Annotated in this window: 13 protein-coding genes; all 13 read right to left on the bottom strand. The window is 67.4% G+C overall.

The genetic code is table 11. The annotated features are described in order from the left end of the window. Positions 1-182 precede the first annotated feature (182 nt). On the bottom strand, positions 183-1,238 hold the full coding sequence (locus B5E42_RS11875) for a DUF362 domain-containing protein (RefSeq protein ID WP_087239920.1): 1,056 nt from the start codon (positions 1,236-1,238) through the stop codon (positions 183-185). Next, entirely contained in the window at positions 1,235-2,173 is a 939-nt protein-coding gene (locus B5E42_RS11870) for a LysR substrate-binding domain-containing protein (RefSeq protein ID WP_087239918.1), read from the bottom strand. Before B5E42_RS11870 ends, B5E42_RS11875 begins: the two co-directional genes overlap by 4 nt. An 85-nt stretch (positions 2,174-2,258) precedes the next feature. Then, positions 2,259-3,491: a glycerate kinase gene (locus tag B5E42_RS11865; protein WP_087239915.1), complete on the bottom strand. Its 1,233-nt coding sequence runs from the start codon at positions 3,489-3,491 to the stop codon at positions 2,259-2,261. A 31-nt stretch (positions 3,492-3,522) separates the two neighbouring features. Continuing rightward, a complete protein-coding gene (locus B5E42_RS11860; RefSeq protein ID WP_087239913.1) occupies positions 3,523-4,422 on the bottom strand; it encodes a dihydrodipicolinate synthase family protein in 900 nt (299 codons plus the stop codon). Positions 4,423-4,449: 27 nt separating this feature from the next. Continuing rightward, positions 4,450-5,328 carry a 2-hydroxy-3-oxopropionate reductase gene (garR, locus tag B5E42_RS11855; RefSeq protein ID WP_087239911.1) on the bottom strand — a complete coding sequence of 293 codons (879 nt, stop codon included), beginning with the start codon at positions 5,326-5,328 and terminating at the stop codon, positions 4,450-4,452. A gap of 64 nt (positions 5,329-5,392) precedes the next feature. Beyond that, positions 5,393-5,755 carry a DUF1667 domain-containing protein gene (locus tag B5E42_RS11850; RefSeq protein ID WP_087239909.1) on the bottom strand — a complete coding sequence of 121 codons (363 nt, stop codon included), beginning with the start codon at positions 5,753-5,755 and terminating at the stop codon, positions 5,393-5,395. Then, entirely contained in the window at positions 5,752-6,990 is a 1,239-nt protein-coding gene (locus B5E42_RS11845) for an FAD-dependent oxidoreductase (protein WP_087239907.1), read from the bottom strand. The genes B5E42_RS11850 and B5E42_RS11845 overlap by 4 nt, the downstream gene beginning before the upstream one ends. Beyond that, a complete protein-coding gene (locus B5E42_RS11840; protein WP_087239905.1) occupies positions 6,987-8,456 on the bottom strand; it encodes an NAD(P)/FAD-dependent oxidoreductase in 1,470 nt (489 codons plus the stop codon). Before B5E42_RS11840 ends, B5E42_RS11845 begins: the two co-directional genes overlap by 4 nt. 183 nt (positions 8,457-8,639) lie before the next feature. Next, positions 8,640-9,548 (bottom strand): AEC family transporter, encoded by a 909-nt coding sequence (locus B5E42_RS11835; RefSeq protein WP_087239903.1) that lies wholly within the window; start codon positions 9,546-9,548, stop codon positions 8,640-8,642. Between the two features lie 2 nt (positions 9,549-9,550). Continuing rightward, the gene (locus B5E42_RS11830; protein WP_087239901.1) at positions 9,551-10,861 is read right to left on the bottom strand and encodes a lactate racemase domain-containing protein; all 1,311 of its coding nucleotides are present in this window, start codon (positions 10,859-10,861) and stop codon (positions 9,551-9,553) included. A 21-nt stretch (positions 10,862-10,882) separates the two neighbouring features. Next, positions 10,883-12,403, bottom strand: a complete 1,521-nt coding sequence (garD, locus tag B5E42_RS11825) for a galactarate dehydratase (RefSeq protein WP_087239899.1) — start codon at positions 12,401-12,403, stop codon at positions 10,883-10,885. A gap of 16 nt (positions 12,404-12,419) precedes the next feature. After that, a complete protein-coding gene (locus tag B5E42_RS11820) occupies positions 12,420-13,925 on the bottom strand; it encodes a tripartite tricarboxylate transporter permease (RefSeq protein ID WP_087239897.1) in 1,506 nt (501 codons plus the stop codon). A 19-nt stretch (positions 13,926-13,944) separates the two neighbouring features. Next, a complete protein-coding gene (locus B5E42_RS11815) occupies positions 13,945-14,397 on the bottom strand; it encodes a tripartite tricarboxylate transporter TctB family protein (RefSeq protein WP_087239895.1) in 453 nt (150 codons plus the stop codon). Positions 14,398-14,482 lie beyond the last annotated feature (85 nt).

Raw genomic sequence — 14,482 nt, 5'->3', positions numbered from 1 at the left:
TATTGTAATCACATTTCACAGAATAGTCAACAGAAATTCGCCTTGCTTTTCTTTATTTGTCTATTGTGCTGGATCTGCTGCCCGGAATTTGTGGATTCTAACCGCTCCCGGGCAGAAAGGCGCCCCGGCCTGTTTCCAGGCCGGGGCGCCGGTTCACTGAGTCAGTTCGGTTTCCGGTGCCGTCACAGGGCGCGGAGGATGTCCTCAGGGGAGGGCGGGCAGCCCTTCACCTGCTCCCGGGCGCAGTCGCAGCAGGCGCCTATGCCCAGCCCGTCGAAGGGCACGCCCTTCCAGCCCTGGCCGATGGCGACGGCCCGCTTCCCGCCGCCCCGGCGGTACAGGGCCCGCACCAGGCTGGCGTAGCAGGCGGAGCAGGCGCTTTTGGCCTGGACGGAGCGGGTGAGGGCGGCCACGGTGCCCGACGGGGCGGGGTACTCCGCCCCGTCGGCGGGGGTGTTGAGGCGGACGATATCCCCCTCCGCCAGGGCGGCGCTGCCCGCGCCCCAGCCCTCGGCCAGGCCGATGTAGGGCACCTGCGCCGGCTCCAGGCCCATGAGGCGGCAGCCGTAGGCGTCCAGCTGCACCATGTCGGTGCCCAGCAGCATCCGGCCGGTGGGCACCGGGTTGCCCCCCTCCTCGAAGTCCAGATCGCCGCAGATGCTGTCCACGATGGTGAGGGCCGGCCTCAGGGCGGCGGCCAGGGCGGCGATGGGCTCCATGAGGCCCTCGGCGTGGAAGCGCCGCTTCTCCCGGTCGGGCAGGCAGCCCTTGCAGTTCTTGAGGGCGCAGGTCATGCGGGTCTGGCAGTGGCCCTTGAGCACCGGCAGGTTGATGAGGTACCCCGCGTCCAGGGCCCGGCAGCAGATGTCCATGGGCCGCAGGGGGGTGTCCACCCGGCGGGTTTTGTCCCCCTTGAGGTCGTACAGGGGCACGTTGTATTTCCGCCCCACCGCGTCGTACCCGGCGGTACGGAAGGCCCGGCCGGTGCTGTCCCCCACCCAGGAGCCCTCGATGATGGAGATGTCCCGCACCCCGTGCTCCCGCAGGTACTCGATGGCGCCGGAGAGGACGCCGGCGTGGGTGGTGGCGCCGTCCTCCGGGCGGCCGGCCACCACCAGGTTGGGCTTGAGGGCCACGGACGCCCCGGCGGGGATGGCGGCGGCCGCCTTCGCCCGCTCCATCAGGGCGATGGTCATGGCGTGGGCGTCGCGGCCGAAGATCTCATAGATGGTGCTCATTGGCTCAGCTCCTTTTCCCCGGGGTCGGCCCCGGCGGACTGAAAGTATTCCCCCGCCAGGCGGATGAAGTACCGGGCGGCCTGGGACAGGTAGCGGCCCCGGCGGCTGCAGGCGGTCACCGTCCAGGTGGGGTGGGCGGACAGGCGGAAGCGGGCCACGTCCTCCACCCCCCGGACGTAGTGGGCGGGCAGGATGGAGCAGCTCAGGCCCCGGCGCACCATGGAGATGTTGGCCCGGTTGCTGCCGGTCTCCAGGAACAGGTTGGCCTTGCACCCCGCCGCGTCAAAGAGGGGGTCGATGACCTCCCGCTGGGTGGACTGGCGGTAGATCAGGCAGAAGGTCAGCTCCCGCAGGCAGGACACGTCCAGCACCGTCAGCGGCTCCCCCGGCGGGGCGGCCCGGGCGGCCAGGGGGTGATCCGGCGGGGTGATGAGGAGGAACTCCTCCTGGCACAGGGTCACCTGGTCGATACCGGGCAGGGGCCCGTCCTTCTTGGAGATGAAGCCCAGATCCAGCCCGTCCCCGCCCAGCAGCTCCAGCTGCCGGCGCACCCCCATCTCCCGGGGCACCACCTTCACCTGGGGGTAGTCCCGGTAAAAGCGGGGGTACACGTCCATGAACATCTCCATCCCCCGCTCCGGCGCGAAGGCCAGGGTGAGGGTGCCCCGCCGCTGGCCGGCCAGATCGTGGATGATGCGGTAGGCCTCGTTTTTCAGCTCCAGCATCCGCTGGGCGTAGTCCACGTACACCCGGCCCGCCTCGGTGAGGGAAAAGCTGCTGCGGGAGCGGTAGAACAGGGGGGTACCCAGCTCGTGCTCCAGCTTGAGCAGCTGCTGATCCAGGGCGGACTGGGTAATGAACAGCTTGGCGGCGGCCTTGCTGATGCCGCCCTCCTGGGCGATGGTCACCATATAGAGCATCTGTTTCACGTCCATGTCCGGTTCACTCCTTGGCCGTCAAAAGGGTGCGCCCCCGGCTCCGGCTGGGGTCGGGGGCGCTGGGAAAGGGTTGGGAAGAAGGTCAGCGGCGGATCAGAAGAACCGCCACGTCGTTCACATTGGTTCCGGTGGCGCCGGTGCGCAGCAGGCCGCCGCACGCCTCCAGGGCGTGGTAGGCGTCGTTGTCCTTCAAAACATCGAAGATGCGCACGCCCTGCCCGGCCAGCGCGTCCCGGGTCTGGCCGGTGACGAAGCCGCCGGCGGCGTCGGTGGGGCCGTCGGTGCCGTCGCTGCCCACGGAGAACACGGCGGTGTCCGCCAGGCCGGCGATGCCCGCCGCGGCGGACAGGGCCAGCTCCTGGTTGCGCCCGCCCAGGCCGGTGCCGGTCAGGTGCACCACCGTCTCCCCTCCGGCCAGGAAGGCCAGGGAGCGGCCGGTATCCTGGTGGCTGCGGGCGATGGCGGCCAGGAAGGCCCCGGCCTCCCGTGCCTCGCAGTCCAGGCTGTCGGTGAGCACCACCGGCTCATACCCCAGCTCCCGGCAGGCCCCGGCGGCGGCGGCGCACAGCTCCCGCACGCTGCCGGTGATCACGGTGTCCACGTTGTCCAGCGTCTTGGGGGTCTCCTCCTCCAGGCAGCGCGCCGCCGCCGGGGAGAGGTGCAGGCCGTACTTGGCGGCGATGGCCCGGGCGTCGTCGCAGGTGGACGAGTCGGGATAGGCCGGGCCGGAGGCGATCATATCCAGGGGGTCGCCGATGATGTCGGACAGGACGATGGAGAACACCTTCGCCGGGGCGCAGTGCCGGGCAAAGCGGCCGCCCTTGACGGCGGAGAGCCGCTTGCGGATGGTGTTCATCTCCACGATGTCCGCCCCGCAGGAGAGCAGCTGCCGGGTGATGTCCTGGAGCTCCGCCGGGGGCACCAGGGGGGCCTCAAACAGGGCCGAGCCGCCGCCGGAGAGCAGGAAGAGCACCGTGTCCGCCTCCGTCAGGCCGCTGGTGAGGGCCAGGGCCTCCTCGGTGGCGGAGAAGGTGTCGTGGTCGGGGACGGGGTGGCCCGCCTCCCGGATGAGCAGGGAGCCGATGGGCCCCTGGGCGTGGCCGTGCTTGGTGATGACGATGCCGCCGTCCAGCCGCTCCCCCACGCAGTCGTGGGCGGCGCGGGCCATGGACCAGGCCGCCTTGCCCGCCGCCACCAGCACCAGCCGGCCGGCGGGAAACGACTTCCCCTCCAGGGCCCGGCGCACCGCCGCGTCCGGCTGGACGGCGGCGATGGCCCGGCGGACAATCTCCTCACAGTCTTGTCTGAGTTTCATGCTATCCTCCCACACAGCCCCACGGATGGGGTTAAATCAGGCCGGCGGCCGCCATGGTGCGGCGGAAGCCCTCCCTGGCCGCCCCCTCCGGGGTGGGGAGGTTGGGCAGATAGGGCTCGCCCACGTCCCGGCCCCGCAGGTTGGCCATGTCCTTGGCCGCTACAGGGAAGCTGGCCGCGTCCATGGACAGGCGCACCGGGTTGAGCTTGAACTGGGCCTCCAGGCTGCCCTTGAGATCCCCGGCCGCGAACTTGTTGTACACGTCGGTGATCAGCTCGGGCATGAAGTTGGCCGCGGTGCACACGCCGCCCACGGCGCCGTGGCACAGGCTGGCATAGAGCAGGGTATCCTTGCCGCCGAACACCTTGAAGTCCACGTCCCGGGTGCGGCGGATGAACTCGGAGGTGAGGGTGATGTCGCCGCTGGTGTCCTTCATGCCCACGATGTTGTCCACCGTGTGGGCCAGCTCATCCACCAGGTCGGCGGTGAGGGTGTACCCCACCCGGCCGGGGTTGTTGTAGAGCAGCATGGGCACGCCGGGCACGCTCTCGGCGATGGTCTTGAAGTGGCGCAGCAGCTCGGCATAGGTGGGCTTGAGGAACATGGGCTGGAGCACGCTGATGCCCGCGGCCCCGTTGGCCGCCGCCATTTGGGCCAGGCGGCAGCACTTCCTGGTGCTGATGGCGCCGATGCCGAAGTAGACGGGGACGCGGCCCGCGGCCTGATCCACCATGAGCTTCAGGCCCCGCTCCATCTCGTCCTCCTCCACCATGTAGAACTCGCCGTTGCTGCCGAAGGCCAGGATGCCGGACACGCCGCCGTCGATGACGTAGTCCACCTGGGCGCGGAGCCTGGCCTCGTCGATGCGCTCGTCGGCGTCAATGGGGGTGAGTATGGGCACCACAACGCCCTTGATAAAATCCGTATTCATGGCAAAGTCACCTCTCGTCGTCGGGCCTCACAGGGACTCGATGCCGGTGAGCTTCTTGTAGTACTTGATGATGGAGCTGTGGTCGTCCTGGCCGCAGCCGTTGTTGTGCAGCCACTGGAAGATCTCCTGCACCGCGGCGGTCATGGGCAGGGGGGAGCCCACGGTGTGGGCGCAGTCCAGGGCGTTGTTCAGATCCTTGATGTGCAGGTCGATCTTGAAGCCGGGCTTGTCGTTGCCTTCAATCATCATGGGGGCCTTGGCGTTCATGACGGTGGAGCCGGCCAGGCCGCCCTTGATGGCCTGGAAGACCAGCTCGGGCTCCACGCCCGCCATCTTGGCCAGGGTCAGGGCCTCGGACAGGGCCTGGATGTTGCAGGCCACGATGATCTGGTTGGCAAGCTTGGTGGTGTTGCCGGCGCCCACGTCGCCGCAGCGCACCACAGAGGCGCCCATGGCGCCCAGCAGATCCTTGTACTTGTCAAAGACCTCCTGCTTGCCGCCCACCATGAAGGACAGGGTGCCGTCGATGGCCTTGGGCTCGCCGCCGGACACGGGGGCGTCCAGCATCTCGATGCCCTTCTTGGCCAGCTCGGCGGCGATCTCCTTGGAGGCCACGGGGTTGATGGAGCTCATGTCGATGAACACGCTGCCGGGCTTCATGTGGGCGGCCACGCCGTCCTCGCCCAGCATGACGGCCTTCACCTGGGGGCTGTTGGGCACCATGGTGAGCACCACGTCGCAGGTCTCGCCAATCTCCGCGTTGGTGGCGGCCTTGGCGCCGGCGGCCACCACCTCGTCCACGGCGGCCTTGTTCAGATCGCTGACAGTCAGATCATAGCCCGCCTTGAGCAGGTTCTTCGCCATGGGCTTGCCCATGATGCCAAGGCCGATGAGTCCGATTTTCATAAGAAATTCCTCCTTAACAGTATACCATAAAAAGTTTGATTGGGACTATCCAAACGTTCCCGCGTCAGGCGCGGGGCACGTTTTTGGTGACGATTACGTCGGCGCCCAGGCCGCACACGTCGGCCAGAACCACCTGGCCGATGGAGACGGGAGCCTGGAGCCGGACGGCATTGACGGCCTCCATCACCCGGAAGATGTCCTTCTTGGGGATGGGGCGGTTGAGGCGCACGCTGACCAGGGGCAGCCCGCCCCCGTCCACGGGGACGCTGGTGGCAATGGTGCGCCGGGGGTCGGTGAGCTCCTGGCGGACGTAGTCCTCCCCCTTGGGGCAGGTGGCCCCGGTGATGGCGCCCACCCGGGCGCCATCGTATTCGGCGGTGATCTCACAGCCGTTGGGGCAGACGATGCAGGTAAAGGTTCGTGTCACGATACGCTCACCTCCAGATCGCCGGACGTGTCCAGCCGCTCCGCCTTGACGGACAGCTGGAGCATCTCGGCGGGCAGGGCCTTGGCCAGCACCCGCCGCAGCACCTCCCGGCCGTTCTGGCGCACCGTCAGGGTGGCCTTTTTCAGCGGCCGGCTCACCCGCAGGGAGAGGGTGAAGTCCCGGGTGCCGCTGATATGCTGGGGCAGCACGTGGCCCACGTTGTCCCCGGCGCGCACCGCCAGGGGGCAGGGGGGCAGGGCGCCGTTGCGCAGGTACTCCGCCGCCGCGTCGGCCAGGGCCTCCGCCTCCAGAGAGACGAAGTCCACCAGATCGTGGACATGGAGCACGTTGCCCGCGGCGAACACGCCGGGTATGCTGGTCTGGTAGTGCTCATCCACAAAGGCGCCCCTGGTGCGGCCGTCCACCGCCAGGCCGGAGCCGTTGGCGATGTCCCCGGCGGGGATCAGGCCCACCGAGAGGATCAGGGTGTCGCAGTCCACCCGCTCCTCCGTGCCGGGGATGGGGCGGAAGCGCTCGTCCACCCGGGAGATGGTGACCCCCTCCAGCCGCGCCCGGCCGTGGATGTCGGTGACGGTGTGGCTGAGATGCAGGGGGATGCTGTAGTCGTTGAGGCACTGTTCGATGTTGCGGGGCAGGCCGCTGGGGTAGGGCTGCACCTCGTACACGCCCTTGACATGGGCCCCCTCCAGGGTGAGGCGGCGGGCCATGATCATGCCGATGTCGCCGCTGCCCAGGATGACCACCTCCCGGCCCACCATCCGGTTGCGCAGGTTGATGTACTCCTGGGCCACGCCGGCAGTCCAGATGCCCGCCGGCCGGCTGCCCGGGATGGCAAGGGCCCCCCGGGTGCGCTCCCGGCAGCCCATGGTGAGGAGCACCGCGTCCCCCCGGATGTGCCGCAGGCCCGCAGGGCCGGAGGCGGTGACCGTCCGGTCTGCGTCCAGCCTGAGGACGGTGGTGTCGGTGAGGCAGGGGATGCCCAGGCGCTGGGCCTCGTCCACGAACCGCTGGGCGTACTCGGGGCCGGACAGGCTCTCGCCGAAGCGGGTGAGGCCGAAGCCGTCGTGGATGCACTGGCGGAGGATGCCGCCGGTCTGGCCCTCCCGCTCCAGCACCACCACGTCCTCCACGCCCTTCTCCCGCAGGCGGATGGCGGCCGCCAGGCCGGCGGGGCCGCCGCCGATGATCACGGCCTGATGGTATTCCAGGTTCACGCCTCGCCGCCTCCCTTCACGCTTCCGGTGAACATCCAGGAGCCGGCGGGGCCCAGCTCGATGTCCCGGCAGTCCAGCCCCAGCTCCTGCTGGAGGGCCTCGGTGATGCGGGTCTCGCAGTAGCCCCCCTGGCACCGGCCCATGGTGGCCCGGGTGCGCACCTTCACCCCGTTGACGGTGTGGACACCCAGGGGGTTGTGGATGGCCTGGAGAATCTCGGCTTTTGTCACCTGCTCGCAGCGGCAGAAGATCTCTCCGTAGTCGGGGTTGGCCGCGATGGCGGCCTCCCGCTCCCCGTCGCTCATGTCGATGAAGCGGCGGATGCCCTTGCGGCGGGGGTCGAAGCCGGGATTGGGGACCAGCTCCTCCTTAGCCCTGATCAGGGCCACGGCCCGGCGGGCCAGGGGCAGGGCGCTGGTGAGGCCGGGGGACTCGATGCCCACCAGGTTCACCACGCCGGGGGCCTCGTCCCGGGTCTCCAGCACGAAGTCCTGCACCGTCCCGGTGGCCGGGTCGACCCGCTTGGGCCGGATGCCGGCGAAGTTGCGGATGAAATAGCTCTTTTCCATATGCTGGAACATGCGGGAGCCGCTCTCGATCAGGCCGTCCATGGCGGCCTGGGTGGACTCGTAGTCCTGGTCGTCCCGGGCCAGCTGGCTGTCCGGGCCGATGAGCACGTTGCCGTCCACCGTGGGGGTGGCGTGGGTGTCGAAGGTGTTGTCCGGGTTGGGGGCGGGGTAGACGGGGATTCTGGCAAACTGCCCGGCCAGCTTATCCAGCACGAAGTACTCGCCCTTCACGGGCTTGATCACGTAGCCGGGGATGCCCAGCCGGGCGCTGACCTCGGCGGAGTGAAGCCCCGCGCTGTTGACCACCCACCGGGTGCGGAAGTCCCCCTTCTCCGTGCGGAGCAGGTGGGTGCCGTCCGGCTGGCGCTCCTCCCCGAGGAAGGCGCAGTTGAGGAAATACTCCACGCCGTTGCGCACGGCGTTCTCCGCCAGGGCGATGGTGTAGGCAAAGGGATCCAGGATGCCGCTGGCGGGGCACCACATGGCGAAGTTGCCGCCGGCGCTGGGCTCCAGCTCGTCCATCCGCTTGCGGTCGATGAGCTCCAGGCCCTTCACGCCGTTGGCCTCGCCCCGGGCCATGAAGTGCTCCAGCCGCTGCCGGTGCTCGTCGGTGAAGCCCACGATGAGCTTGCCGGTGCGCTTGAAGGGCACGTCCAGCTCCTGGGCCACGGCGTCGAACTCCTGGTTGCCCTCCACGGCGCAGATGGCCTTGAGGGAGCCGGTCTTGTAGAGAAAGCCGGCGTGGAGCATGCCGGTGTTGCGGCCGCTGGTCTGGGTGCACACGTCGCTCTCCTTCTCCAGCACCGCGATGCGCAGCCGCCAGCGGGACAGCTCCCGGGCGATGGCGCTGCCCACCACGCCGCCGCCGATGACGACTACGTCGTAGGACTGCTGCATAGGCTCTCGTCCTTTCTTCCTAGGGCTTGTTTGAAACTTGGCGATGTGCCCAGCGGCGAGGGGTTTTGCGCCGCTGGCAAGCAATTCTTTCGCAGGAATCCCGGCGGATTTCAAGGAAAAATTGCGCCGTCCAGGGGACAAAAGACCCGTCGGTCGGGCATGTTGACATGTTTCAGACAAGCCCTAAAGGAACAGGGTCAGTATGGGGACGGTGACCAGGCTGGTCAGCGTCGAGATGAACACGCACTTGGAGGCGAACTGGGCGTCCGCCCCGTACTTCTGGGCCAGGATGGCGGTGGTGGAGCCGATGGGCATGCCGGTGAGGGCCACGCTCACCCCGATGGTGAGGGGATCCACCTGCAGCAGCCGCAGGGCCGCCAGGCAGATGCCGGGCAGCAGGAACTGCCGCACCGCCACCAGGTAGAAGCTCTTGGGATCGAATACGGTCTTGAGGGGCACGTCGGCCAGGATGGCCCCCACCAGGGCCATGGCCATGGGGGAGGTGCAGGCCCCCAGATTGTCCACCGCCGTGTCCACAAAGTGGGGAAGGGGGAGCTGGAGCACCATGCGCACCAGGCCCACCTCCACGGCGATGATGCCGGGGTTGAGCAGCACCTTCTTAACGGCCTGTTTGGCGTCGGCCCTGGTGAACAGGGAGATGCCGGCGCTCCACATGAGGATGCGGGTGGGGATGATGAACAGGGAGCCCAGGAAGAGCCCCTCGTCCCCGTAAGTCCCGCTGACCACCGGCAGGCCGGCGAAGCCGGAGTTGCTCACCAGGGTGCCGTACTGGAGGATGCTCTTCTCCTCATAGGGGAAGCGGTTGTAGAGCACCTTGCCCAGCAGCAGGGCCACGCCGGCCATGCACACCGCGATAAGCAGGGCCACGGCCCCCTGCCTGAGGGCCTCCAGGCTGAAGGCCATGTGGAAGGACTCGAAGATCATGCAGGGCAGGGTGACGAACACCACGAAGTCGGTGAGCTTATCCCGGGCCGCGTCGTTGAAGATGCCTGCCTTGCGGCACCCGAAGCCCACCGCCATGTAGATGAACAGCACCGTCTGCACGTCCGCCATTTTGAAAAAGCTGTCCATGCCTACGCCTCGATGGGGGTGGTCAGCGCCCCGGACGGGTCGAAGGAGAGCTCCTCCGGCGCAGACCGGGCAATGAGGCCCGGCCATTTCCCGGCCAGCATGTCCTGATAGTAGGCCTCGCTGAGCATGATATGGCCGATGTGCAGGCTGTTGGGGATGCGGATCACCCGAACCCGGGCGGGGTCGATGCCGTTGCAGGTGCGGATGCACATCTGGACGGCCTCCTTGTCGGTGGCCACCACGCAGGGGATGCGGGCGGAGGTGAGGACGGTGGAGGTGATGCAGTTGGGATACATCATCTCCGGGTCGATCTTGTCAAAAAACCGCCTGGTGATCACATTGGCCAGGCCCACCCCCAGGGCGTTGCCGTGGCTGGCGGCGCTGAGATCCAGGAAGCAGGTGCGCTGGACTTTCACGCCGCCGTGGGCGTAGGGGGTGGAAAAGGTGCCGGTGATGTTGGGATCCACCCCGGTGCCGGAGTAGTTTTTTCCCGTCTCGTCCACCACCAGCACGTCGCCCTCGCCCACCAGCAGGGAGGGCATGCGGGCGAAGGCCTCCCGGAGCAGCTCCGGCTCCCGGGTCAGGATGTCGTCCCTGTCGATGGCCTCGATACGCCAGGTCTGGTCGTAGGCGTTCTCGATGCAGGGGATGGCGAAGAGGATGGGGGCCTTTTCCAGCACCACTTTGGCCATGGAGGGGATGTTCTCGCCGATCTTGTCCATGCCGGCGGCGTGAACCCGCTCGGCCCCCCTCTGCTTGCCCAGGCCCACGGTCATCATCTTGCAGGGGCCGCTCTCGTAGGGGCCCCGGAAGGCGTTGTGGGGCTTGAGGCGGCAGGACAGGATGATGCCGTCGGCGCTGTAGGCGTTTTTGTCCAGGTACACCGGCATGCCGGTGTCGGAGACGCCCAGCTCCACCACCTCCATGCTGCTGCGGATCTCGCAGCCCATGGTGTCGGGGGTGATGCCGTAGCCGGCCAGGATGTCCAGCTGGCCCTGGGCGGTGGCGCCGCCGTGGCTGCCCATGGCGGGCACGATGAAGGGGACGGCCCCCCGGGCCTTGACGAAGTCCACCACGGCCCGGGTGATGATGTCCACGTTGGCGATGCCCCGGCTGCCGGCGGTGACGGCCACGGTCATGCCGGGCCGGATTTTGGAGCGGAAGGGCTCTCTGGAGAGCTCACGCTCCACCACAGAGGGTATTTCCCCGGGTGCGATATGCTCCCGGGGAAATACCTGTTCCGCCCGGAACATGCGGGGAATGGCCACGTCGGCCAGCAGGCGCGAGACCACGCCCCCCTGTCTGATTTCCATGCGAAACAAACCTTTCCGTATTTAAGTGATGGGCGCGGGGTTGAAGATGCACAGGTCGTTGTGGAACCCGTACTGGTCGGAGTAGGGCTGCTTGATGCCGCTGGCCACGTCCAGGATCAGGTGGAACAGCTCGGTGCCCACGTCGGCGATGGTCTTCTCCCCGGTGGCGATGGGGCCGGCGTTCACGTCGATGAGGTCGAACCAGTGCTCCTTCATCTCATTGCGGGAGCAGACCTTGATCACCGGCGCGGCGGCCAGGCCGTAGGGGGTGCCCCGGCCGGTCATGAAGACCTGCAGGCCGATGCCGCTGGCCAGCTGGGAGGGGCCGCAGACGATGTCGCTGGCGGGGGTGGCGGCGTAGATCAGGCCGTGCTTGTGGGGCTTCTCCGCGGGGGAGAGCACCTCCTCGATGGGGGCGGTGCCCGACTTGGCGATGGAGCCCATGGCCTTCTCCACGATGTTGGCCAGGCCGCCCTTCTTGTTGCCGGGGGTGGGGTTGGCGTCCCGATCCACCCCGCCGGCGTCCAGGTAGTCGTCGTACCACTTCATCTCGGCGGCCAGCTTGTCGCGGGCGGCCGCGTCGCGGCACCGGGCGGCCAGCAGGTGGACGCCGTCCCGCACCTCGGTGACCTCGCTGAACAGCACGGTGGCTCCGCCCTTCACCAGCATGTCGGCGGCGTAGCCGGCGCTGGGGTTGGCGGTGAGGCCGGAGAAGGCGTCGCTGCCGCCGCACTGCATGCCGATGAGCAGCTCGCTGAGGGGCAGCTCCTCCCGGCGGCGCCGGTTGAGCTTCTCCAGCTTCTTCTCCGCCATGGCCATCAGGGCGTCCATCATGGCGTCGTGGCCGGGGTAGTCCTGGAGGGTGAGGGTGTTCTCGGGGGTGATGTCCTCGGGGGGCAGCACCATGTCGTAGGTGAGCTTTTCACAGCCCAGGCCCACCACCATCAGCTCCCCGCCGAAGTTGGGGTGGCGGATGAGGTTGGTCACCGCCCGGATGGGGATGTGGGCCTCCCGGGCCTTGATGGCCACGCCGCAGCCGTAGGGGTGGTTCACCGCCACCACGCCGTCCACGTTGGGGTACTTGGGCAGCAGCTCGCGCTTGATGCGCTCCACCGCCACGTTGACCACGCCGGCGGCGCACTGAACGGTGGTGACGATGCCCAGCAGGTTGCGGGTGCCGGCGGGGCCGTGCTCATTGCGGTAGCCCAGCCAGGTGGTGCGGGGCGGGTCGGGCAGCTTCTCCGGGGGGACGATGTTGGTGCCGTAGGGCATGTCGTCCAGGCCGGGGGACTGGGGCAGCTCCAGCATGTGCTCGTTGATCCAGGCCCCCACGGGGATGGGATCCTTGGCGTAGCCCAGAACCACCCCGTAGCGGATGATCTCTCCCCCCTTGGGGATGTCGGTCAGGGCGATCTTGTGGGCCTGGGGGATGTCCTGCCGGGTGATCACGCCGGGCATCACCTGGGTGCCCGCGGCGATGTCTTCCACGGCGATGGCCACGTTGTCCTCGTCCTTGACCTTGATGTACAGCGGTGCGCTCACAGCGCGACCCCCTCTCTTACTTTTTGGCGGCGGCCTCTTCCGCGGCCTGGCGCTTGGCCTTGCGGTTGTCCAGCACGGCGTAGACGACGGACAGGATGATCAGCGCCCAGATGACCCAGGCCATGGGGCGCACGAACAGGCCGGTGAGATAGCCGTTGTAGGTGGTGAGCACCTGGATGAAGTAGTCCTCCAAATCGCCGCCCAGGATGAAGCCGATGAGGAAGCAGGACACGGGGAAGTGGAACTTCTTGATGAGCAGGCCCACGATGCCGAAGACCAGCAGGCACCACACGTCGAACATGCGGCCGTTGAGGGTGGCGTAGGCGCCCACGGTGCACATCATCAGCACCACGGGGTAGAGCCGCTCCTGGGGGATCAGGATGATCTTGGCCAGCAGCTTCACCGGGAAGAACATGACCAGGTACATCAGGATGTTGCAGCACAGCAGGGCCACCAGCACGGTGTTCCAGATCTCCGGGTTGTTGGTGATGAAGAGGGGGCCCACCTGGATGCCCTGGAGCATGAAGGCGCCGATGAGCACGGCGGTGGTGGAGTCGCCGGGGATGCCCAGGCTCAGCAGGGGCACCAGGGCGCCGCCGGTCAGGCCGTTGTTGGAGGTCTCGGAGGCGATCAGGCCCTCAGGCACGCCGGTGCCCAGCAGCTCGGGGTGCTTAGACCAGCTCTTGGCCTGGGAGTAGGCGATGAGGGAGGCCGCGGAGCCGCCCACGCCGGGGAGGATGCCCATGAAGGTGCCCAGCAGGGCGGAGCGGATGACGTTGATCACCTGACCCTTGAAGTCCCGGAAGAAGTTGAACTTCACGTCGTTCTTGATCTCCAGGGTGTCGTCCTTGCTGTAGGAGGCGTGCATGCCGGTCTCGCACTGCTCCAGCATCTCGGACACGGCGAACAGGCCGATGAGCACGGGGAAGAGCTGGAAGCCGCTCTGCATCTGGCTCTCCAGGAACTTGGGCACCATGCGGTACATGTTGTTCACGGAGAACTGGTTCATCATGGCAATGAGCACGCCCAGCATGCCGATCCAGATGCCGCGGAGCATCTGACCCCGGGACAGGGCGGCGATGACGGTGAGGGCGAAGAGGATGATGAGGAACTTTTCCACGGCGGAGAACTTGATGGCCCAGGCGGCCAGCACGGGGGTGAACAGGGCCAGCACCACCAGGGAGATCATGCCGCCGATGAAGGAGGAGGTGATGCCGATCTTCAGGGCCCGCTCGCCCTGGCCCTTCAGGGCCATTGGGTGTCCGTCAAAGGTGGTGCACACCGACGAGGGGGTGCCGGGGATGTTGATGAGAATGGCGGGAACCAGGCCGCCGGAAATGCCGCCCACGTAGAGGCCCAGCAGCAGGTAGAGGGCCATCTCCATGGAGTAGGCGTAGGTCAGGGGGAGGAACACGGCCACGGCCATGGTGGCCGTCATGCCGGGGATTGCGCCGAAGATGATGCCGATCACGACGCCGAACAGCGCCACGGCCAGATATTCAGGGCCAAAAGCGAATGGCATAAACGTTCACCAGCCTTTCTCAGTACAGGATGAAGCCCAGGGACGGAATCTCGATGGTGAAGAGTCCGGAGGGCAGGGTGATTGCGAACAGGGTGCCGAACACGATGCTGATGAGCAGGCAGGCCACCACGGAGATGATCACGCTGATCACGTGGTACTTGGCGCTCTTCAGCTGGGCCTTGTTGGCAAACAGGGTGTTGAACAGATACAGGCAGATCATAGACCAGAAGGTGAAGCCCAGTTTGTCCAGGAAGAAGAAATAGACGATCATCAGCACGATGCAGCCCCAGAACTTGAACTTGTCATAGTTCTCGGCGAAGAAGCGGCCGGGCTTGGCGAAGAAGCTGCCCCCCGCCTTCACCCGGGCCCGGCCCTCCAGGGCGATGAGCAGCACGCCCAGGATGACCAGCACGCCGATGGTGATGATGGGGAAGATCCAGTGCTGGGTCGAGTACTCTACGTTGATACGCATCTCGTTACCTCTCTTTCATCAGGAATGGGCGGGCGCCCCGCCGAAGGGCCAGACTCCGGCCGTGCCCCGGCGGGGCGCCCGATTC

Origin of the sequence: Flavonifractor sp. An10, assembly GCF_002161215.1 — a bacterium.
Classification (GTDB): domain Bacteria; phylum Bacillota; class Clostridia; order Oscillospirales; family Oscillospiraceae; genus Flavonifractor; species Flavonifractor avistercoris.
This window is presented reverse-complemented; position numbering and strand designations above follow the sequence as displayed.

Excerpts from the sequence above, each read along its gene's own strand:
- B5E42_RS11835 (WP_087239903.1), bottom strand. The coding sequence starts at position 9,548 with ATGGACAGCTTTTTCAAAATGGCGGACGTGCAGACGGTGCTGTTCATC.
- B5E42_RS11840 (WP_087239905.1), bottom strand. The coding sequence starts at position 8,456 with ATGCAGCAGTCCTACGACGTAGTCGTCATCGGCGGCGGCGTGGTGGGC.
- B5E42_RS11860 (WP_087239913.1), bottom strand. The coding sequence starts at position 4,422 with ATGAATACGGATTTTATCAAGGGCGTTGTGGTGCCCATACTCACCCCC.
- B5E42_RS11815 (WP_087239895.1), bottom strand. The coding sequence starts at position 14,397 with ATGCGTATCAACGTAGAGTACTCGACCCAGCACTGGATCTTCCCCATC.
- B5E42_RS11870 (WP_087239918.1), bottom strand. The coding sequence starts at position 2,173 with ATGGACGTGAAACAGATGCTCTATATGGTGACCATCGCCCAGGAGGGC.
- B5E42_RS11875 (WP_087239920.1), bottom strand. The coding sequence starts at position 1,238 with ATGAGCACCATCTATGAGATCTTCGGCCGCGACGCCCACGCCATGACC.
- garR (WP_087239911.1), bottom strand. The coding sequence starts at position 5,328 with ATGAAAATCGGACTCATCGGCCTTGGCATCATGGGCAAGCCCATGGCG.
- B5E42_RS11865 (WP_087239915.1), bottom strand. The coding sequence starts at position 3,491 with ATGAAACTCAGACAAGACTGTGAGGAGATTGTCCGCCGGGCCATCGCC.
- B5E42_RS11820 (WP_087239897.1), bottom strand. The coding sequence starts at position 13,925 with ATGCCATTCGCTTTTGGCCCTGAATATCTGGCCGTGGCGCTGTTCGGC.
- B5E42_RS11830 (WP_087239901.1), bottom strand. The coding sequence starts at position 10,861 with ATGGAAATCAGACAGGGGGGCGTGGTCTCGCGCCTGCTGGCCGACGTG.